We start from the raw sequence: 20,627 nt of genomic DNA, 5'->3' as shown, positions 1-20,627 counted from the left end.
CTCATGCAGCGGGGGGTCCAGCATGTGGAACGACATGAGACACGAGGCCCGCTGCCCGTAGACTCGGCGCACAGTCATCGCAGGTCAGGAGGAGCACCGTGACCAAGGCATGGCGGGGGGTCATCGAGGAGTACCGTGATCGGCTCCCGGTGACGGCCGACACGCCGGTCGTCACCCTGCTGGAGGGCGGCACGCCGCTCCTCCCGGCCCCACGGTTGTCCCAGCTCACCGGCTGCGACGTCTACCTCAAGGTCGAGGGGCTCAACCCGACCGGTTCCTTCAAGGACCGCGGCATGACCGTCGCGATCAGCAAGGCGGCCCAGGACGGGGCCAAGGCGATCATCTGCGCCTCGACCGGCAACACCTCCGCCTCGGCCGCGGCCTATGCCGTACGGGCCGGCATGGTGTGCGCGGTCCTCGTGCCGTCGGGCAAGATCGCGATGGGCAAGCTGGCCCAGGCGCTCGTGCACGGCGCGCGGCTGCTGCAGATCGACGGCAACTTCGACGACTGCCTCGAACTCGCCCGCAAGCTCGCCGCCGACTATCCGGTCTCGCTGGTCAACTCGGTGAACCGCTACCGGCTCGAAGGGCAGAAGACCGCGGCGTTCGAGATCGTCGACACGCTCGGTGTCGCGCCCGACGTCCACTGCCTGCCGGTCGGCAACGCCGGCAACATCTCGGCGTACTGGATGGGCTACAAGGAGTACGACAAGCGCCCCCGGATGCTGGGTTTCCAGGCATCCGGCGCCGCGCCGATCGTGCGCGGCGAGCCGGTCCTGAAGCCCCAGACCATCGCCACCGCGATCCGCATCGGGCACCCGGCCTCCTGGGACCTGGCGATCCGTGCCCGCGACGAGTCCGGCGGCGCGATCGAGGCCGTGACCGACCGGCAGATCCTCGCGTCCTACCGCCTCCTCGCCCGCGAGGAGGGCGTCTTCGTCGAGCCCGCGTCGGCGGCGAGCGTCGCCGGCCTGCTGCAGGCCCGCGACGAAGACCTCGTACGCCCCGGGCAGCTCGTCGTCTGCACGGTGACCGGCAACGGCCTGAAGGACCCGGACTGGGCCATCTCTGGCGCGCCGGCGCCGCTCACGGTCCCCGTCGACGCGCACGCGGCGGCCTCCGCGCTGGAGCTCACGTGAGGGAGCGAGCGGCGAGGGAGCTTCCTTGACCCGTGCCGTACGGGTCCGGGCTCCGGCCACCAGCGCGAACCTCGGCCCCGGCTTCGACGCGCTCGGGCTGGCCCTGACCCTCTATGACGAGGTCGAGGTCGAAATGGCCGGATCCGGCCTGTCGATCGAGGTCAGCGGCGAGGGCGAGGAGACCGCGGACCGCGGCGAGGAGCACCTGATCGCCCAGACCTTCCGCACGGCGTACGGCCTCATCGGAGGTACGGCGGGCGGGCTGCGCATCCGCTGCGTCAACCGCATTCCGCACGCGCGGGGGCTCGGGTCCTCCTCGGCCGCCACGGTCGCCGGCATCCTCGCCGCCCGCGCGCTGCACCCGGACGGCGAAAAGCTCACCGACGACGACGTCCTCGCGCTCGCCACTCGTGTCGAGGGCCACCCCGACAATGTCGCCCCCTGCCTCGCCGGCGGTCTCACGATCGCCTGGCAGACCCCGTCCGGAGCGCGGTCGACCCGGCTCGAGGTCGCCCCGTGCGTACGTCCCGTGGCGCTGGTGCCCGCCTCGCGGCTGGCCACCGAGCGTGCCCGCGGGCTGCTGCCCGCGACGGTGCCGCACGCCGACGCGGCCGCCAACTCCGGACGTGCGGCGTTGCTCGTCGCCGCGCTGGCCGGCGCGCCGGACCTTCTTCTGGAGGCGACCGAGGACCGGCTGCACCAGTCCTACCGCGAGCCCGCGATGCCGGACTCCATCGCCCTGGTCGCACGATTGCGGATGAAGGGCATCGCGGCGGTCGTATCTGGGGCAGGTCCGACAGTTCTGGCACTCACCTTCCGCGAGGGGGAAGTTGATTCAATAGGCGCGGAAGTGGGTACTTCGTGGCACATACGGGTGCTGGAAGTGGCCCCCTATGGCGCAAGCACCTCGCCGATCGATCAGTGACACGCGACATCGACCTCTGGGGAATAGCAGTGTGCCCAGGTGATGTTAGGCTAGGTGCCGCACCAGATGCCCCGCTCGGGGGCGTGGGCTCGTCGGCCACTCCGGCTTTTGCCGGCCGCGTGACGCGGATGTGGTTCCCCGGCACCGAATCCGCTCGTTGTTCATTGTTCCGGCAAAACTTCGGACGTAACGGGATCGGGGATCAGATCCGGCGACCTGCCTCCATCATCTGGCTGTGGCCAGAACTCTTCGCCGATCAACACCAGATCAGCAGAGCTCGACTGATCCGGCGCCCCCGCCGGCTCGCACTACCGGGTTGCCTGGCCGACGGCGGCCACACCCGCTCCCTGGGAAGGACCCTTAGTGAGCGAATCCACCGAACTCCTCACGGACGCAGCCACACCAGCGCCTGACGTCGCCCCTGCCGAAGAGGCGGCTCCCGCTCCGCGGCGCCGCCGCAGCGGCACCGGCCTGTCGGCGATGGTGCTCCCCGAGCTGAAGGCCCTTGCCTCCAGTCTCGGCATCAGCGGGACGGGCGGCATGCGCAAGAGCCAGCTCATCGCTGCCATCCAGGAGAAGCAGGCGGCGAACGCCGGCAGCGGTGACCAGGCGACAGCGCCTAAGAACGACGTGAAGAACGACATCGCGACCGCGCCGACGGTCGCCGAGACGGCGGTGGACGCGGAGCACGCGCCCCGCGTCCAGGACGACAACGAGGCCGCCCAGCAGCCCCGGCGCGAGCGCGCGCCGCGGCGCGAAGAGGCCACGGCCCAGCAGGGCCAGCAGCAGGAGATCAAGACCGACTCCGGCGAGGCCGAGGGCGGTGGTCGCGAGAACAACCGCGACAACAACCGCGAGGGCGGCGGCCGTGACGGCGGTCAGCGTCAGCGCCAGCGGAGCAACCGCAACCGCGACGGGCAGCGTGATGACAACCGCGGCCAGCGCGACGACAACCGCGGACAGCGCGAGCAACGCGACGACAACCGTGGCCAGCGTGATGACAACCGCGGGCAGCGCGAGGACAACCGCGGGCAGCGCGAGGACAACCGGGGGCCTCGCGAGGACAACCGTGGTCAGCGCGACGACAACCGCGGCGGTGGCCAGGGCCAGCGCGGCGGCCAGGGCCAGCGGCAGAACGACCGGCAGCAGAACAACGACGACGATGACGAGGCCGGCGGCAGGCGGCGGCGCGGCCGGTTCCGCGAGCGCAACCGCGGACGTGGGGGCAGCCGTGAGCGCTACGGCGAGGCCGAGCCGGTGATCAACGAGGACGACGTCCTGATCCCGGTCTCCGGCATCCTCGACATTCGCGACAACTACGCGTTCGTCCGTACGACCGGCTACCTGCCGGGCCCGCAGGACGTCTACGTCTCGCTCGCCCAGGTCCGCAAGTACGGCCTGCGCAAGGGTGACGTCATCACCGGCGCCGTGCGGCAGCCGCGCGAGGGCGAGCGGCGCGAGAAGTTCAACGCGCTGGTCCGCCTCGACACGGTCAACGGCATGGAGCCGGAGCAGGCCAAGGGCCGCGTCGACTTCTCCAAGCTGACCCCGCTCTACCCGCAGGAGCGGCTGCGCCTGGAGTCCGACCCGACGCAGCTCACCACGCGGATCATCGACTTCGTCGCCCCGATCGGCAAGGGCCAGCGCGGTCTGATCGTCTCGCCGCCGAAGGCCGGTAAGACGATGGTCCTGCAGGCGATCGCCAACGCGATCACCAAGAACAACCCCGAGTGCCACCTGATGGTCGTTCTGGTCGACGAACGCCCTGAAGAGGTCACCGACATGCAGCGCACGGTCAAGGGCGAGGTCATCCACTCGACCTTCGACCGGCCGGCCGACGACCACACCATGGTCGCGGAGCTCGCCATCGAGCGCGCCAAGCGTCTCGTCGAGCTCGGCCACGACGTCGTCGTGCTGCTCGACTCGATCACCCGTCTCGGCCGGGCCTACAACCTGGCGGCCCCGGCCAGCGGGCGCATCCTGTCCGGTGGTGTCGACTCCACCGCGCTCTACCCGCCGAAGCGGTTCTTCGGTGCCGCCCGCAACATCGAGAACGGCGGCTCGCTGACGATCCTGGCCACCGCCCTGATCGAGACGGGCTCCCGGATGGACGAGGTCATCTTCGAGGAGTTCAAGGGCACGGGCAACATGGAGCTGCGGCTCCGCCGTGAGCTCGCCGACAAGCGGGTCTTCCCGGCGATCGACGTCGACGCCTCCAGCACCCGTAAGGAAGAGATCCTGATGGCTCCGGAGGAGCTGCGGGTCGTCTGGCAGCTGCGCCGGGTGCTGCACGCGCTCGAGGCCCAGCAGGCCCTGGAGCTCCTCATCGAGAAGATGAAGGAGACCAAGTCCAACGCGGAGTTCCTGCTCCAGGTGCAGAAGACGACGCTGAACGACTGACACGCGTGATCGACGGACGCCCCGCGGCTTCGCCCGGGGCGTCCTCGCGTATCCGGGGTGGGGGTAGCCCTACCTCGATGAGGCTGGGACGCTCCATGGCGGCGGAGACCGCGATTCGCGAGGCTGTAGCCGTACGGTTGATGGCGGCGCGAAAGGGACAGCGGTGAACACCACGCTCGAGATGACATCCTCCCAGCGGAGGTTCGGGCCGCTGCGGTTGGCGAGAGAGTCGCTGACCTGGCGGTCGGCGGCCTACCTGCTGTTGCACTTCCCCCTGGGCGTGACCTACTTCGTGGGGCTGGTCACGCTGCTCTCGGTGTCCGCGGGCACGGTCGTCATCTGGGTGGGCGTGCTCGGCCTCGCCCTCGCGATGATCCTGTGGCGCCTCGCCGCGAGGTTCGAGCGCCGGCTCATGAAGGCCGCCTTCGGGTTCGAGATCACCGACCCGTACCGCCCCCTGCCGGCGGGCGGCAACCTGTTCAAGAAGTGGCGGGCGATGGCCGTCGACCCGGCCACCTGGAAGGACCTTCTCTACCTCTTCCTGGTCTTCCCGCTGGGCACGGCCGAGTTCGCGCTGTCGGTCGGGCTCTGGTCCGCCTCGGCGGCGCTCGTCGCCATGCCGCTGACGATCAACTGGCAGGACGCCGGCTTCATGTACATCACGCTCGGCGGCCACCAGATCTGGTTCGACAACACGATCGCGACCCTCCCGGCGATCCCGCTGGGCATCGCCCTCGGCTTCGTGACGCTCTACGTCGTCCGCGGCGTCGGCTACGCCCACGGCTCGCTCGCCCGCTACCTCCTCGGCCCGAACGAGAACCAGAAGCTCCGTGCCCGTACGGCACAGCTTCAGGCCAGCCGGGCCCGCGGCGTGGACGCCGCCGAGGCCGAGCGCCGGCGCATCGAGCGCGACCTGCACGACGGCGCCCAGCAGCAACTGCTCGCGGTGGCGATGGACCTCGGCCGTGCCCGCGCCAAGCTGGAGACCGACCCGGCGGGGGCCGAGGAGCTGATCCAGCAGGCGCACGCCGGCGCCAAGGAGGCCATCGCCGAGCTGCGCAACCTCGCCCGTGGCATCTATCCGGCGATCCTGACCGACCGCGGCCTGGACGCGGCGATCTCCGCGGTGGCCGCACGCACCCAGGTGCCGGTGTCGGTCGAGGTCGACCTGCCCACCCGGCCGCCCGCCGCGGTGGAGAGCATCGCCTACTTCATCGTCTCCGAGGCGCTCACCAACGTCAGCAAGTACGCCCGCGCCACCCGCGCCTCCGTGCGCGTCACCCGCGATCAGAACTGGATCGTGGTGGAGGTCTCCGACAACGGCGTCGGCGGCGCCGCCGCCGAGGCGGGCGGCGGCCTGGCCGGTCTCGCCGACCGCGCGGCCGGGATCGACGGAATCCTCACGGTCAACAGCCCGGCGGGAGGTCCCACCGTGATTCGGGCGGACCTCCCGGCTGTCTGGTAGCGGTTCAGCCCGGGCTGTGCCGCCCGGGCTCCACGAGCGCGATGACGTGAGCCGATGCACACGCGTGACGTGGACCTGCTCCCGGCCGATCGCGGACGATCTTGATAGGTTGCGGCCGATCGGAACACGTACGGGGTGAGGAAGAGGATTGTCGGTCGTGAATCGGGGACAGGCCGGGACGAGTCGGGAGCGGTGGCTTACATCGGGGCACAGCGCGGCCATGGGCGGGACTGCCTGCGTGCAGGCGGTCGAGGCGTCACACTGGCCGAACGGAATGATCACGCTTGGTCACAGGTCGAGCTCACGCGAGAGGTCGGTCGTGCTGAGGCCGGCCGTCGGCCACGACATGATCGCCGCCGCACCTGCCGACGGCGCTGAAGCCAGGCGAAGCCGTCTGCGAGAGCGGCTGCGGGGGGTCTCGTTGCCCCGGTCGTCGCCGGGCGCCGATGACTGCGTGCAACGGCTGGAGATCATTCGCAGTGCGTTCTACGGTTCGCCGGTGGTGCGCGACTCATCCCGGCTCGGCACCGGCCGGCCGCAGGATGCCCTGGCGGCGGCCACGGGTGGTGACTGGCGGCCGGTGGAGCACACGCTCAGGTCAGTGGTCGACCGGGTCGGGACCCTCCCTTCCGGCTCGGCGGCGTTCGTGCTGGTGTCGCGGCCCGGCAGGCCACGGCATGGTTTCCTTGTGGTCAACGAGGGAGGCGAGGTCTTTCGGGTCGAGCCTCAGGCGCCGCAGGAGCCCCAGATCACGAGTGTCTCCGAGAAGTGGCCGGTGGCCTCGGGGGCTCGAGTGATCGTGATGGACCCTGCCGGCCGGGCCGTGCCACTGATGGACGAGGCCGGCGAGCCGATGGCCGTCACTCCGGCCAGTACCCTCAACGCGCTCCTCGACCCGTCACCCGGCTTGCGATACGAGGGCGGGGGGATGGAGTGGGAGACGTATTTCATCCTCGGAAGGTCGGACGGCAAGGACATCGAAACCGTCGGCGACATTCTTCTCCGGGACGAAGACACCGGGATAGAGATCGTCGCCGACAGCTACGGATTTCCGGCGGCCGGCAACCGTTATTTTTCAACGGTCGCGGATGCGGAGGCGTCCGGCCTGGGGCCGGTCTACACCGCAGATGTGAAAATCCTGGAAATCGTTGTTCCGGTCATGTTCATGGTGCCAGGAGATGACGGGCGGCCGAAGTCCGAAAGTATTCTGAGGGAGGCTCGCCGTATGCTTGACGCATTGAAAGAAGCGAGCCAGGACAACAGCGATCCCCGGTCCGGCGTCTTTTTGAGCAGCATCTTCACTGGTCGCCGTTATCGGTATCTGGCTTGGGGGAAGCGGGCGACCTTCAGGCCGGGCCCCAAGAACATCGATGAGATCGCAGTGCAGTTTTCGGTTGGTGTGCCCTTGGCCGGACTCAAGTATTTCTTGCAGTTTGCCCATCATTATACGTGGCTGGACCGTGACGCCCGTAATGCACCGCCCGATGCCCCGCCGTTGAAAAGCCATATGGAGCAGGCACTCGAATTCGGCAGAGGACTTGCCCGTCGCTATGTCGGGCAGCTCATCGGCCGAGGGGCCGATGAGCACGTCGTCAGGGCCTTTGAAGGTATCGATGGTGTAGCCGAACTGGAAAGCGCGGCGGCGATCGCCTACCTGCAGTTTGCGGCTGTGGCGAATCAGGTGCTCGACAGGAAGATCATCGCCAAGAACTATACCAGCGTGCTTCTGCGCAATTCATTGGCGAGTGTCCGAGAATCGCTCCCCTCTGGCGTACAGTCGTTCTTGCTGAACCATGCGGCCTGGGTGAAGGGCATGATCGAGGTCCACCTCAGTGAGACGCTTGGTGATCTGGAATCGCTGTGGACAAGAAGCTCTTCAAGCGATGGTGCGTACCCGGGGCTGATGGGCCTGAGCCTGGAGGACCTCGTGCCCGGGCGATCTTTTGGTGATGTCGTGGACAACTTTCTGCGACAGGTAGGTGGTAGCCGTAGGATCGGTACGGCTGAGCTGTTCCAGTCTTTTGGCTTCGACGCCCTCGACTTCAACAGGGGGAAGTCGAAGGTCGGCCTCGCGGTGATGGAACTCCGTTTCCATCGTGCTTCTGTAATGACGTCTTCCGGAGCTGTCATGGCTTATGGGGAGATAGAAAAAGTAGCAGGAACTGCATTTGAGCGGGGTTCGACGATCAAAAAGGCCGCGATGGCCGCCTCGAGCGAGGCTCATGTCCGCTCTCTGGTCGACGCGGCGAGTCATCTTGCCGGCCGTCAGCAGGGGCAGGACCTGGCATCGGTGGTGTGGGACCTGCTCCGGCGCATCGAGGCCATCGCCGGCTGGACTCTGAGTAAGCCGCTGACGAAAGGCGACCTCACCAGCAACGTCGCCGCGGTTGTGACGCTAGCTCTGCACGAATTTCTTCTCGGCGGCGTCCCCGGGTCCGCTGTGACGCTACGTGATCTCTTGGGCTCGTTGCGGCACGATGTCGCCACCGCCCGGGACAAGTTCCAGGACACGCGAGTCGTCGACACCTGGCTGAGCGAGCTCGGCCGAGTGATCGACGCGCTCACACCCGTCGGCGTCGGGCCGGTGCCGGCGCCGGTCCCGCTGATGGGCCGTGGCGTGCCGATGGGTCGTGGCGCAATGAGGGGGCGTGGCATACCCACGGTGCCGTTGCCGCCGATGAGTCCCTTCGGGTCGGCGAACCACGGCGCGTCGACGGGCCACATCGGCATGATGGGGCCGGTCGCACCTATGGGTCCGAGGGGGACGTCGTACGGTGGTCCGGGCGTCCCCGGCCGTGGGACGTTCGGCACGCCTGGCACGAATCAGCCAGGTCGGGGTGCGCACGCACACGGAGGCGCCGGTTTCGTCGGGCGGGGAGGCGCCGGATATCGCCGGATCTTCATGGCCAACGGCGCCGACTCAGTCCTCAATGGGCTCCGGCGACATCTGAAGGAAGCCGAGGGCGGGTCCGCACAACGCTACTCCGCCGAGCACGTTCGGTTCTTCCGCCACAGATTGGTTGAGTGGACGACGCCCGCGGGCACAAGTCCCGTTGAGCCGTCCCTGCCCCAGAGCGGGCCCGCCGCCATGAACCGGGCACAGGATCGGGCCATCGAGTATGACGAAGACGGGATCGGCTGGAAGTCTCCGCGAGCATGCGTTTTCTACGCGGACGGCACTCCAGTCCCCCACCCGACTTGCGTCAACGTCGCGGTCATCGCACTGAATCCGCGTGCGAGTGTGAGCGGCTAGGCCGATCCGGCAGGCACGTCCCCCATCGACGACGGCGGGCCCGTCCGGAGGTGCTCTAAGCTGAACCACCGTGCGGGTCGTGATCGCGGAAGACGCTGTGATGCTGCGCGAAGGCCTGATCCGCCTTCTCGCCGATGAGGGCATCGAGACGGTGGCCACCTCGGGAGACGGGACCAACCTCGTCGCCCAGGTCGAGGAGCACCGTCCGGACCTTGCCATCGTGGACGTGCGCATGCCGCCGTCCTTCACCGACGAGGGTCTGCGCGCCGCGCTGGAGGTACGGAAGCGGGTGCCGGGCACCCCGATCCTCGTCTTCTCCCAGTACGTCGAGGAGCGCTACGCCACCGACCTGATCGGCGGCGGCGCGGAGGGCGTCGGCTACCTGCTGAAGGAGCGCGTCGCGGACGTCGCGGAGTTCCTCGCCGCGGTCCGCCGGGTGGCCGAGGGCGGCACCGTGATCGACTCCGAGGTGATCGGACAGCTGCTCGGCCGGCGCCGCAGAGGCGACCGCCTGGAAGCCCTGACGCCGCGCGAGCGCGAGGTACTGGCACTCATGGCCGAGGGAATGTCCAACGCCGCGGTCGCCCGCAAGCTCGTCGTCACCGACGGCGCGGTGGAGAAGCACATCTCCAACATTTTCCTCAAACTCGGCCTCCAGCACACCAACAGCACCCATCGCCGGGTCATGGCCGTCCTCGCCTACCTCGGCCAGAGCTGAGACCGGCCACGGCCGAGACGGGGCAGGTGAGCCGGGAAGAATCCGCAGGGTTCGGCCCGGGAGCGCGCCCCGGAGGCCGGCCCTAAGGGTCTGTCCTCAAGGCCAGGCGAGCAGGTTGGTCAGGTCGATCAGGGCTTGGTAGACCGGGCGGTCTTGTCGTAGCGGGTGGCGAGGGCGCGGTATCGCTTGAGGTGGTTGAAGCAGCGTTCGACCACGTTGCGCCGTTTGTAGATGAAGCGATCGGAGGCCGGTGGCCGGCCGCCGCATGCACTGCGGCGACGGCGTCCGGCTTCCTGGTCGGTGTGTTCGGGGATGGTCGCGGCGATACGGCGGCGCGCAGGTAGGTGCGGATGGCGCGGGGCAGGAGCCCTTATCGGCGATCACCCGTACCGGACGTCTCCACGGGCGTCCCGGTCGCTTCAGTGGGTGTCGTGGGATGCAGAGACCACATCGAGCGGGTACTGACCGACAACGCCTGGCCCTACCGCACAAGCGACCACCACAGATGCCACACCGCACGCGGCGGCCAGCCACCCGTCACCCGCGGCAACAACCGATCAGATCAATACACCTAGGTGCCGCCCAGGTAGGCCAGGACCGCGAGGACGCGGCGGTTGTCGTCGTCCGAGGGCGGCAGGTCCAGTTTGAGGAAGATGTTGGACGTGTGCTTGGCGATGGCGCGCTCGGTGACCACGAGCCGCTGGGCGATCGCGACGTTCGAGCGGCCCTCGGCCATCAGCGACAGCACCTCGCGCTCGCGAGGAGTCAGCGCGCCGAGCGGCTCGTCCCGCGACTTGCGCATCAGGAGCTGGGAGATCACCTGCGGGTCCATCGCGGTGCCGCCCGCGGCCACCCGGCGTACGGCGTCGACGAACTGGTCGGCGTCGAACACCCGGTCCTTGAGCAGGTAGCCCACCCCGCCGCTGCCATCGGCGAGCAGCTCGCGGGCGTACAGCTGCTCCACGTGCTGCGACAGCACCAGCACCGGCAGGCCCGGCACCTCGCGGCGGGCGTGCAGGGCGGCCTGAAGGCCCTCGTCGGTGAAGGTCGGCGGCAGCCGGACGTCGACCACCGCGACGTCCGGCTTGATCGTCACCAGCGCCCGGGAGAGCTCCGGTCCGTTGTCGACCGCGGCCGCGATCTCGAAGTCGTACGCCTCCAGCAGCCGGACCAGGCCGTCTCTCAGCAGGAACAGGTCCTCGGCGAGGACGACACGCATGACGGCTCCCAAGGACTATTGCTCAGGCGAGGACAGCTCGCACGGCAGCTCCATGGTCACGATCGTCGGGCCGCCCGCCGGGCTGTTCAACGCGAGGATGCCGTCGAATGTACCGAGTCGGCGCTCGATGCCGCGCAGGCCCGTTCCGCCGGACAGCGCGGCCCCGCCGCTTCCGTCGTCGGTGACCATGATGTGCAGCATGCCGTTCTCGTGACGAAGGTCCAGCCAGACGCGCTGCGCGCCCGAGTGCTTGGCCGCGTTGGTGAGCACCTCCGAGACCGCGAAATAAGCGGCCGACTCGACCGGCGCGTCGATGCGGCCGGGAATGTCGACCTCCACCTCGGTCCGCAGCGGGCTCGCCATCGCCAGGGCGCGTACGGCGTCGCCCAGCCCGCGCTCGGCGAGCACCGGCGGATGGATGCCGCGGACCAGGTCGCGCAGCTCGGTGAGGGCCTTGGAGGAGGACTCGCGCGCCTCGGCCAGCAGGAGCCTGGCCCGCTCCGGGTCGCGTTCGAGCAGGTGCTCGATGGTGCCCAGGCTCATGCCCATGGCCACGAGCCGGGCCTGCGCGCCGTCGTGCAGGTCGCGTTCGATCCGGCGCAGCTCGGCGGCCTGGGTGTCGATCGCGTCCGAGCGGGTCTCGGTCAGCCGCGCGACCCGCATCTCCAGCTCCCGCTCGCGCGTGGGCTTGAGCAGGTTCGCCGCCATCCGCGCGTGCTGGAGCATGACCCGGGGGGTCAGCCACAGGCCCAGGCCGAGGTAGACGAAGCCGAGCAGCCCCGCGTAGTTCGCGGTGCGCTGGTCGCTGATGCGGACGAAGGTGTACCACTCGTTGCCGCCGGAGTGCACGATCGGGCGCCACACACCGGCCGCCAGCACCCAGCCGTACGGGCCGTACATCGGCAGTGAGAAGGCGAAGATCCCCAAGGTGAAGCCGGCCGTGGCGTCGACGATCATCCAGGCCATGTCACGCCACGTCGCCGGGTCGGTCATGATCCACCGGTAGCGCTCCATCGCGCCGATCACGCCGCCCTGGAAGCGCGGCCGCGGCTTGTACGGCTCCCTGACCTCGACGCCGAACCACTCGTGGGCCAGCCTGCGGCGCAGGTTGGCGTGGCTGCGCGCGACCTCGGTGACCAGGGGGACGAGCAAGACGCCGATGCCCACCACCGATAGAGAGATCGACACCACCGACAGGATGAACAGCACCAGCGACCCGACCATGCCCAGCAGGGCCAGGCCGAGGCCGCGTACGGCCCCGAGCGCCGTGGCTCGAATGATGTTCATCGTTCCTCCCGATCCCGGTCTTATCTTGCCCTCCCGAGTCTCGTGATGGGAGCGCCGCCGGTCACTGGGGTCAGGCACCGGCCGGGGGTGTCGCCAGCACCACCATCGAAGGGGTGGTGAGCGGCTGGGGCGCGCCCGCGTGGATTCCTAGCGTCTCGTACAGACCCCAGAAGTCGGGAGACGCTGATGAGAAACCCTGAGAGAACACCCACGTCCGTCGCCGCACGGCTCGGCGGCTGGAGCGTACGGCACCGCAAGACCGCGATCATCGGCTGGCTGCTGTTCGTGATCGCCGCCAGCATGATCGGCGGGATGGTCGGCCAGACCACGATGAAGCCCTACGAGAACGGCGCCGGCGACTCCGCCCGCGCCGAGAAGATCCTCAGCGACGCCGGGATCCAGCACCCGGCCGGCGAGATGGTCATCGTCCACAGTGCGGAGCCGGGCGGCTGGCGCGACGCGGCGGGGGCCGTGGCGGCAGGCGTACGGGCGACCGGCCGCGTGGACCACCTGCAGCCCGCCCTGGCGGCCAGGGACGGCCGTGACGGCCTGGTGCGGTTCGACGTGTCCGGCGACCCGGAGACGGCCCCGGACCGGGTCCAGCCCGTGCTCGACGCCGTCGCCCGGGTCAAGGCGGCCCATCCGGAGGTGACGATCGGCCAGTTCGGCGACGCCAGCTCGGGCAAGTGGCTGAACGACATCCTCGGCAAGGACTTCGCCCAGGCGGAGTGGACCGCGGTGCCGCTCGCGCTGGGCATCCTGCTGATCGTGTTCGGCGCGCTCCTGGCGGCCCTGCTGCCGGTCGGGCTCGCGCTGACCGCCTTCATCGCGGCGAACGGGCTGCTCGCCGTGGGCAGCCACGCCCTGCACGTCTTCGACACGACGAGCTCGGTGATGATGCTCATCGGCCTGGCCGTCGGTGTGGACTACTGCCTGTTCTACATCCGCCGCGAGCGCGACGAGCGGGCGGCGGGCCACGACAAGGAGACCGCGCTGCGCATCGCCGCCGCGACCTCGGGCCGGTCCGTGCTGGTCTCCGGGCTCACGGTCATGCTGGCCATGGCGGGCATGTTCCTGTCCGGCCTGCTGCTGTTCAAGGGCTTCGCGCTGGCCACCATGCTGGTCGTGCTGATCGCGATGCTCGGCTCGGTGACCGTGCTGCCGGCGCTGCTGTCCCTGATCGGGGACAAGGTGGAGTTCGGCCGCCTTCCGTTCGTGCGCCGCGGCCGTGGCCGTCGCGCACGGGGAGGGCGCGTGTCGGCCGCCGTCCTGCGCCCGGTGCTGGCCCGTCCCGGGATCTTCGCGCTGCTGGCCGCCGGGGTGCTGGTCGTGCTGGCCGCGCCGGCGGTGGGCATGCGCACCCAGAGCCTCGGCCTCGACCAGCAGATGTCCAAGGGCACGCCGATGGTGGACGCGTACCAGCGGATCACCCGGGCGTTCCCGGGCGGTCCGGCGCCCGCGCAGGTGGTCGTCAAGGCCACCGACATCCGCTCACCGCAGGTCACCCAGGCCATCGCCGCGCTGAAGAGCGAGGCCGGCCACAGCGAGGAGTTCGGCGCCCCGGTCGTCGTGACCGTGCACGCCGACCGGAACGTCGCCCAGATCGACGTGCCGCTCGCCGGCGACGGCACCGGTGCGGTCTCCCAGCACGCCCTCGCGACGCTGCGGGAGCGGCTCGTGCCCGCGACGGTCGGCGGCGTGGCGACGGCGCACGTCACCGGCCAGCTCGCCGGGTCGCTCGACTTCACCGCGCAGCTCCGCGCGGACATCGTGCCGGTGTTCGCCTTCGTGATGGTCGTGACGTTCCTGCTGATGCTGGTCTCGTTCCGGTCCGTGGCCGTCGCGGTGACCGCGATCGTGCTCAACCTGCTGTCGGTGGGGGCCGCGTACGGCGTCATGGTCGCGGTCTTCCAGCACGGCTGGGGCGCGGGCCTGTTCGGCGCCGAGCCGGTCGGCGCGATCGAGTCCTGGATGCCGCTGTTCGTCTTCGTGGTGCTGTTCGGGCTGTCGATGGACTACCACGTGTTCGTCGTGTCCCGTATCCGCGAGGCGCGCGACCGCGGCCTGCGCACCCGCGACGCCGTCGCGGACGGCGTACGCTCCAGCGCCGGTGTGGTCACCAGCGCGGCGGCGATCATGGTGGCCGTCTTCGCGGTGTTCGCGACACTGTCGATGCAGGACATGAAGCAGATGGGCGTGGGGCTGGCGGTGGCCGTGTTCCTGGACGCGACCGTCGTACGCGCCGTGCTGCTGCCGTCGGCGATGGCCCTGCTCGGCGAGCCCAACTGGTACCTGCCCCGGTGGCTGGGGTGGCTGCCGAAGGTCTCCCACGGCGACGAGACGGCGACCCCGCGGCCGGTGGAACACGCGATCCCGGTCCGGCGTTGACCCCGCCCGTACGGCCCTCTACGGGCCGGGAATGCACGGTGGCCTCGGCATGTTGTGCAATCTGGCACACTGGTACGCGCTGCGGTACCGGTTCACATCGCCCGGATCCCCGGGAGATGACCCGGCGACCGCCTGAAGCGAGGAGAAGTAGTGAAGCCTGAAATCCACCCGGACTACGACGTCACCACCGTGACGTGCACCTGCGGGAACACCTTCCAGACCCGTAGCACCGCCCAGAACGGCGCGATTCACGCCGACGTGTGCTCGAACTGCCACCCGTTCTACACGGGCAAGCAGAAGATCCTCGACACCGGCGGCCGCGTCGCCCGGTTCGAGCGTCGCTTCGGCAAGAAGGCCACGGGCGAAAAGAAGTAAGACTTTCGTTTTACGCCGGCCGGAGAGGCTGTTCTCCGGTCGGCGTCGGCCTGTCTGCCCAGTGCCAACCTTGGACCTGACGTGAACCTCGACGATCTGACCAGCGAATACGCCGACATCGAAAAGCGGCTCGCCGACCCGGCCGTGCATGCGGACCAGGGCGAGGCGCGGCGTCTCGGCAAGCGCTATGCCGAGCTACGGCCGATCGTCGAGGTCGGCCGCGAGCTCTACACCGCCCGCGAGGACGCGGACGCGGCGCGTGAGCTGGCCACCGAGGACCCGGCGTTCGCCGAAGAGGCGGCCGAGCTGGACAAGCGCATCGGCGAGCTCGAGGAGACGCTGCGGCGCCTTCTCGTGCCCCGCGACCCCAGCGACGGCAAGGACGTCATCCTCGAGATCAAGGCGGGGGAGGGCGGCGAGGAGTCGGCGCTGTTCGCCGGCGACCTGCTGCGGATGTATCTGCGTCACGCCGAGCGCACCGGCTGGAAGACCGAGATCATCGACGCCCAGCACTCCGACCTCGGAGGCTACAAAGACGTCACCGTGGCGGTGAAGTCACGCCCGTCCGCCGAGGGTGTGTGGGCCCGTCTGAAGTATGAAGGCGGAGTGCACCGCGTCCAGCGCGTCCCCGCCACCGAGTCCCAAGGCCGCATTCACACCAGTGCGGCGGGCGTCTTCGTCGTCCCCGAGGCCGAGGACGTCGAGGTCCAGATCGACCCGAACGACCTGCGCATCGACGTGTTCCGCTCCAGCGGCCCCGGCGGCCAGAGCGTGAACACCACCGACTCCGCGGTCCGGATCACCCACCTGCCGACCGGCATCGTCGTCTCGTGCCAGAACGAGAAGAGCCAGCTCCAGAACAAGGAGCAGGCCATGCGCATCCTGCGCGCCCGGATGCTCGCCGCCGCCCAGGAGCAGGCGGACGCAGCGGCGGCGGCCGAGCGTAAGAGCCAGGTGCGTACGGTGGACCGCTCCGAGCGTGTCCGCACCTACAACTATCCGGAGAACCGCATCTCCGACCACCGCGTGGGCTACAAGGCCTACAACCTCGATCAGGTGCTCGACGGCGACCTCACCAACGTCATCCAGGCGCTCGTCGACGCCGACATGGAGCACAAGCTCGCCGAAGCCACATGACGGTCATATGACGCATCTGCTCTCCGACGAGATCGCCCGAGCGACGGCACGGCTGGCCGCCGCGGGGATTCCGTCGCCCCGGGCCGACGCCGAGGAGCTCGCCGCGTTCGTCCACGGCGTCAAGCGCGGTGAGCTGCACGGGGTCCCGGACGGCGCGTTCGACGCGCGTTACTGGGAGGGCATCGCGCGGCGCGAGGCGGGCGAGCCGCTGCAGCACATCACAGGCCGCGCCTTCTTCCGCTATCTGGAGCTGCGGGTGGGCCCGGGGGTGTTCGTGCCGCGGCCGGAGACCGAGGTCGTGGCGGGCTGGGCGATCGACACGCTGCGCACCATGGACGTCGGCGACCCGCTCGTCGTGGACCTCGGCACGGGCTCGGGCGCGATCGCGCTGTCCATCGCCCAGGAGGTCCCACGGGCGCGCGTGCACGCCGTGGAGAAGGATCCGAAGGCCTACGTCCACGCGACCCGCAACGTCGAGGAGCTGGACGAACGCGGCCGCGTACGCCTGCACCTGTCCGACTTCGGCGACGCCCTGCGCGACCTGGACGGCACCGTCGACCTGGTGGTCAGCAACCCGCCCTACATCCCGATGTCGGAGTGGGAGTACGTCCCGGAGGACGTGCGCGACTTCGACCCGCCGCCGGCGCTGTGGGGCGGGGGAGACGACGGCCTCGACGCGATCCGTGTGGTCGAGCGTACGGCGCGGCGGCTGCTGCGCCCCGGTGGCTGGACCGCGGTCGAGCACAGCGACCTGCAGGGCAACCCGGTCTACTGGATCTTCGCCGAGGAGAACGGCTGGCGCGACATGCGCAACCACAAGGATCTGACCGGACGCGACCGCTTCGTCACGGCACGGCTCGGCACCGACTGAGGTCGTGCATGAACGACTGCCGGGCGGTGGGAGAATAACCGCCGTGAGCCGAAGCTATGACTGCTCAGAGCCGATGGAACGCACCCGCGGGATCGCCGAGGCGGTCTCGGCCGTACGCCGCGGCGAGCTGCTGGTGCTGCCGACCGACACGGTGTACGGCATCGGCGCCGATGCCTTCACGCCGTCCGCGGTGACCGCGCTGCTCGACGCCAAGGGCCGTGGCCGCGACATGCCCGCGCCGGTGCTGGTCGGCTCGGTGCGCGCGGCCCAGGCGCTGGTCGAGGACTTCGGCACGTACGGGCAGGACCTCGTGGACGAGTTCTGGCCGGGCGCGCTCACGCTGGTGTGCCGGGCCAACAGCACGCTCGCCTGGGACCTCGGCGACGCCAAGGGCACCGTCGCGGTCCGCATGCCGCTGCACCAGCTCACGCTCGAGCTCCTCAAGGAGACCGGGCCGCTGGCGGTCAGCAGCGCCAACCGCTCGGGCGCCCCGCCGGCGCGTACGGCGGCCGAGGCCGAGACCCAGCTCGGCGACTCGGTGGAGATCTACCTGGACGACGGCCCGAGCGGTGCGGCGGAGCCGTCCTCGATCGTGGACCTGACCGGGGCCGTGCCGCGCCTGCTGCGGGCCGGCGCCATCTCCGAGGAGCGCATCCGCGAGGTGTGCGGCGTCCTGCTCAGCGACGAGGACGAGCCGGTGAGCGCCGACGAGGGCCTGGTGAACTCCGACGACGTGGTGGCCGAAGAGGCGCCGGCGAAGCCGGATGAGCCCGTAGAGATCACCGGCGAGCCTGTGGACAAGTCACCGGTAAAAGCCGACGAGCCTGTGGACGGTTCCGCGAAGCCGCCGGTCACCGAGGCAGCACCTGTGGATAAAACGGCCATCCCAGACAAGCTCGCAGACACGCCCGTCGACAAGCCCGTCGACAGGCCGGAGAGCGGCGAGCCCGGTCAGTAGCGTCGGCGCCAGCCGCCGCACTTCTTGATCCGGAACGCCTTGCCGTGCCACCGCCCGACGCATTCCTGCACGTAGAGGTGGCCGGTGTTCGCCGACTGGACCGTCCGCCACCGGCGCTTGGCGCCCGCCGGGCGCAGCGCCACGACGCGGACGGCGTTGCGGTGGTGCCGTTCGGTGAAGGAGAACCGCACCGCCGCGCCGTACCGGTCCTTCCTGGTGTCCTTCAGGAAGAACGCCAGCGCGACCCGGGCCGGCCGCGTGCGGTAGACGCCGAACGCGTCCACCCCGGGCAGCCCGGCCGACCGCCAGAAGCCGGTGTCCGCGCTCGCGGGGCCGAGCGCGGTGATGATGACGCCGGCCGTCAGCGTCGCCGTCGCGACTCGCCACATTGATCCCCCCGAGAGCGTTTCGCCGGAAACAACCGGCGATGGCAACCGCTTGAGTCCATGCCCGCGAAAAGGGACCGTGAGAGGCCGCGAGAGAGGGCTCTGGCGGTACGTGACCCATTCGTGACCGTCGTGGCCAAACTCATCGCCTCGTTCGCGGGTCCAACGGATCAGGTCGACACGTACCCATGTCCGTGGCGTCATCGCCACGGACGGAGCTGGGAGAACGCCGAGAGGCCCGCACCAGCCTCCGTCACCCGCCCGGGAGACAGGGAGTCGCGGCGTCGACGCGCATCGAGGAGCGATGTCCACCGTGGAGCTGAACGACCATTCGCACGAAGGAGCCCTCACGCGCCATCGTGAAGGTACGGAATCGGCGCGTGAATGCCGGTGGGCGTTCGAGTCGATAACCGCGTGCCCGCGCCAGTCCGATAGAGATATCGGTCGCATTGTCCAGATCGACGCGTGGATCGGCGCCGTGCCGCAGCGGGACGGTGCCGCGCAGGACCTGACGGGCCCGGCCGTTCCCGCACGAGTGCCGGTCGTTGAAGACGATCAGCGAGCGCGCGCCGGGAGCGCCGAGCCGGCGCGCTCCCTCGGCCAGGACGCCGCGAGAGTCCGATTCGAGCCGGCTGGCGGCCTCCGGCAGGGTCGTGCCGCGGGCGCAGCCGGAGCCGAACACGAGAACGAACGCGCAGATCTGCGGGACCCTCATCGCCGGAAGACTAACGAGCACCGCCACTGAGCTGCGGAGACACACGCACGGTGACGGAAATGTGATGCGTCGGTCGCGGGACGTGAGTACACGCGGGACGGGCGTCGTGGTCGTCTGGGAGCAATAGAGTTGGTGCCCGGTCAAATGACGAGCATCGGCGCCCGGTCGAGGGAGGTGGAGCGGTGAGGGAGTACATCCTCACGTTCCTTACGGGTGCGATCGTCACCTACCTGCTCGTCCCGCTGGTCCTGAAGTTCGCCATCGCGTTCAAGGCGATGACTCCGGTCCGCGACCGCGACGTCCACGCGATCCCGACGCCCCGGCTCGGCGGCCTCGCGATGTTCTTCGGGATGATGGCGGCGCTGCTCATGGCCTCCCGCCTGCCCCACCTGCACCGGGTCTTCACCGAGAGCCCGACCTGGATCGGCCTGCTGTCGGCCGGCGGGCTGCTCGTCGTGGTCGGCATCGCCGACGACCGGTGGGAGATCGACGCGCTGACCAAGATGGCCGGCCAGGTCGCCGCCGCCGGCCTGCTCATCATGAACGGCGTCCAGCTGCTGTGGATCCCGCTGCCGGGCGCCACCCTCGTCCTGCCCCCGTCGTACGGCGTGCCGCTGACCATCGTCCTCGTGGTCGCCACGATCAACGCGGTCAACTTCATCGACGGCCTCGATGGCCTGGCCGCCGGCATCGTCGGCGTGTCGGCGCTGGCCTTCTTCCTCTACGCCTTCCTGGTCACGGTCGTCGTGCACCTCGACCACCAGTCGGCGCCCGCGCTCATCGCGGCGATCCTGGCCGGCATGTGCGCCGGGTTCCTGCCGCACAACTTCAGCCCGGCCCGCATCTTCATGGGCGACACCGGGTCGATGCTGATCGGCCTGCTGCTGGCCACGTCCATGATCACCGTGTCCGGGTTCGACCCGGTCGCGCTGCGGGGGTCGATCAACCGGTTCCCGACGATCCTGCCGCTGATCCCGCTCGCGATCCTGGTCGTGCCGTACGCCGACATGCTGATGGCGGTGATCCGCCGGTCCTACGACGGGCGGTCGCCGTTCGCGCCGGACAAGAAGCACCTGCACCACCGGCTGCTCGACCTGGGCCACTCGCACCGGGGCGCGGCACTGGTGATGTACTTGTGGACCGCGCTGTTCTCGTTCGGAGTGGTCGCGCTGTCAGCGGTCAAGTCGCCGCTGGTGGTGCTGTCGGTGGCGAGCCTGGTGGCGATCGCCGCACTCGTCGTGATGGCCTTCCCGCAGCTGCGGCCGCACGGCCGCCGGCATCGTGCCTCTCAGCGATCGGCCGACCAGCGGCCACGACAACCCGTCTGAACTGCGCATTTTGCCATTACTTGACGGGTAATCCTGGAGTCTGAGAAGCTTGTGATATCTTTC

Annotated in this window: 16 protein-coding genes and 1 pseudogene; 12 read left to right on the top strand and 5 right to left on the bottom strand. The window is 69.6% G+C overall.

Annotation, left to right across the window (positions count from 1 at the left end; translation table 11 throughout):
* Window positions 1-98 precede the first annotated feature (98 nt).
* The 6 genes from thrC (at window position 99) to QWU11_RS04185 (ending at window position 9,900) form a co-directional block, all read left to right on the top strand.
* Window positions 99-1,139: a threonine synthase gene (thrC, locus tag QWU11_RS04210; protein WP_290103654.1), complete on the top strand. Its 1,041-nt coding sequence runs from the start codon at window positions 99-101 to the stop codon at window positions 1,137-1,139.
* A gap of 25 nt (window positions 1,140-1,164) precedes the next feature.
* Window positions 1,165-2,064 carry a homoserine kinase gene (gene thrB / locus QWU11_RS04205; protein WP_290103653.1) on the top strand — a complete coding sequence of 300 codons (900 nt, stop codon included), beginning with the start codon at window positions 1,165-1,167 and terminating at the stop codon, window positions 2,062-2,064.
* Between the two features lie 363 nt (window positions 2,065-2,427).
* Window positions 2,428-4,464, top strand: coding sequence for a transcription termination factor Rho (gene rho, locus QWU11_RS04200; RefSeq protein ID WP_290103652.1), 2,037 nt, complete (start codon window positions 2,428-2,430; stop codon window positions 4,462-4,464).
* Between the two features lie 163 nt (window positions 4,465-4,627).
* On the top strand, window positions 4,628-5,929 hold the full coding sequence (locus QWU11_RS04195; protein ID WP_290103651.1) for a sensor domain-containing protein: 1,302 nt from the start codon (window positions 4,628-4,630) through the stop codon (window positions 5,927-5,929).
* Between the two features lie 454 nt (window positions 5,930-6,383).
* On the top strand, window positions 6,384-9,182 hold the full coding sequence (locus QWU11_RS04190; protein WP_290103650.1) for a hypothetical protein: 2,799 nt from the start codon (window positions 6,384-6,386) through the stop codon (window positions 9,180-9,182).
* A 70-nt stretch (window positions 9,183-9,252) separates the two neighbouring features.
* Window positions 9,253-9,900 carry a response regulator transcription factor gene (locus QWU11_RS04185; protein WP_290103649.1) on the top strand — a complete coding sequence of 216 codons (648 nt, stop codon included), beginning with the start codon at window positions 9,253-9,255 and terminating at the stop codon, window positions 9,898-9,900.
* A 128-nt stretch (window positions 9,901-10,028) separates the two neighbouring features.
* On the opposite strand, the pseudogene QWU11_RS04180 reads toward QWU11_RS04185, so the two are convergent.
* From QWU11_RS04180 to QWU11_RS04170, 3 genes and pseudogenes are all read right to left on the bottom strand, one after another.
* Window positions 10,029-10,133, bottom strand: a pseudogene (locus QWU11_RS04180) (transposase); the annotation flags it as partial.
* A 338-nt stretch (window positions 10,134-10,471) separates the two neighbouring features.
* Window positions 10,472-11,119 carry a response regulator transcription factor gene (locus QWU11_RS04175; protein ID WP_290103648.1) on the bottom strand — a complete coding sequence of 216 codons (648 nt, stop codon included), beginning with the start codon at window positions 11,117-11,119 and terminating at the stop codon, window positions 10,472-10,474.
* 15 nt (window positions 11,120-11,134) lie between these two features.
* Window positions 11,135-12,406, bottom strand: coding sequence for a sensor histidine kinase (locus tag QWU11_RS04170; RefSeq protein WP_290103647.1), 1,272 nt, complete (start codon window positions 12,404-12,406; stop codon window positions 11,135-11,137).
* Window positions 12,407-12,592: 186 nt separating this feature from the next.
* On the opposite strand from QWU11_RS04170, the gene QWU11_RS04165 reads away from it, so the two are divergent.
* From QWU11_RS04165 to QWU11_RS04145, 5 genes are all read left to right on the top strand, one after another.
* Window positions 12,593-14,794 carry an MMPL family transporter gene (locus QWU11_RS04165; protein ID WP_290103646.1) on the top strand — a complete coding sequence of 734 codons (2,202 nt, stop codon included), beginning with the start codon at window positions 12,593-12,595 and terminating at the stop codon, window positions 14,792-14,794.
* Window positions 14,795-14,944: 150 nt separating this feature from the next.
* Window positions 14,945-15,169 carry a 50S ribosomal protein L31 gene (gene rpmE / locus QWU11_RS04160; protein WP_290103645.1) on the top strand — a complete coding sequence of 75 codons (225 nt, stop codon included), beginning with the start codon at window positions 14,945-14,947 and terminating at the stop codon, window positions 15,167-15,169.
* A gap of 81 nt (window positions 15,170-15,250) precedes the next feature.
* Window positions 15,251-16,306, top strand: coding sequence for a peptide chain release factor 1 (gene prfA, locus QWU11_RS04155; protein WP_290103644.1), 1,056 nt, complete (start codon window positions 15,251-15,253; stop codon window positions 16,304-16,306).
* 7 nt (window positions 16,307-16,313) lie between these two features.
* Window positions 16,314-17,177 (top strand): peptide chain release factor N(5)-glutamine methyltransferase, encoded by an 864-nt coding sequence (gene prmC, locus QWU11_RS04150; RefSeq protein ID WP_290103643.1) that lies wholly within the window; start codon window positions 16,314-16,316, stop codon window positions 17,175-17,177.
* Window positions 17,178-17,220: 43 nt separating this feature from the next.
* Window positions 17,221-18,135: an L-threonylcarbamoyladenylate synthase gene (locus QWU11_RS04145; RefSeq protein WP_290103642.1), complete on the top strand. Its 915-nt coding sequence runs from the start codon at window positions 17,221-17,223 to the stop codon at window positions 18,133-18,135.
* Here the strand turns inward: QWU11_RS04145 and QWU11_RS04140 are convergent.
* Together QWU11_RS04140 and QWU11_RS04135 are read right to left on the bottom strand one after the other, a co-directional pair.
* The gene (locus QWU11_RS04140) at window positions 18,129-18,524 is read right to left on the bottom strand and encodes a hypothetical protein (protein ID WP_290103641.1); all 396 of its coding nucleotides are present in this window, start codon (window positions 18,522-18,524) and stop codon (window positions 18,129-18,131) included. The two genes, QWU11_RS04145 and QWU11_RS04140, sit on opposite strands and share 7 nt — an antisense overlap.
* A gap of 250 nt (window positions 18,525-18,774) precedes the next feature.
* Window positions 18,775-19,236 carry a hypothetical protein gene (locus QWU11_RS04135; protein ID WP_290103640.1) on the bottom strand — a complete coding sequence of 154 codons (462 nt, stop codon included), beginning with the start codon at window positions 19,234-19,236 and terminating at the stop codon, window positions 18,775-18,777.
* A gap of 182 nt (window positions 19,237-19,418) precedes the next feature.
* On the opposite strand from QWU11_RS04135, the gene QWU11_RS04130 reads away from it, so the two are divergent.
* Entirely contained in the window at window positions 19,419-20,564 is a 1,146-nt protein-coding gene (locus QWU11_RS04130; RefSeq protein WP_290103639.1) for an MraY family glycosyltransferase, read from the top strand.
* The last annotated feature ends 63 nt before the right edge of the window (window positions 20,565-20,627 follow it).

Origin of the sequence: Actinomadura sp. DC4, assembly GCF_030406325.1 — a bacterium.
GTDB lineage: Bacteria > Actinomycetota > Actinomycetes > Streptosporangiales > Streptosporangiaceae > Actinoallomurus.
Note: the sequence above shows the minus strand (reverse complement) of the source record. Positions and strands in the feature narration are given on the sequence as shown.

Bases quoted from the DNA above. Each gene is read 5' to 3' on its own strand.
- QWU11_RS04175 (WP_290103648.1), bottom strand. From the start codon at position 11,119: ATGCGTGTCGTCCTCGCCGAGGACCTGTTCCTGCTGAGAGACGGCCTG.
- QWU11_RS04170 (WP_290103647.1), bottom strand. From the start codon at position 12,406: ATGAACATCATTCGAGCCACGGCGCTCGGGGCCGTACGCGGCCTCGGC.
- QWU11_RS04165 (WP_290103646.1), top strand. From the start codon at position 12,593: ATGAGAAACCCTGAGAGAACACCCACGTCCGTCGCCGCACGGCTCGGC.
- prmC (WP_290103643.1), top strand. From the start codon at position 16,314: ATGACGCATCTGCTCTCCGACGAGATCGCCCGAGCGACGGCACGGCTG.
- QWU11_RS04140 (WP_290103641.1), bottom strand. From the start codon at position 18,524: ATGTGGCGAGTCGCGACGGCGACGCTGACGGCCGGCGTCATCATCACC.
- QWU11_RS04135 (WP_290103640.1), bottom strand. From the start codon at position 19,236: ATGAGGGTCCCGCAGATCTGCGCGTTCGTTCTCGTGTTCGGCTCCGGC.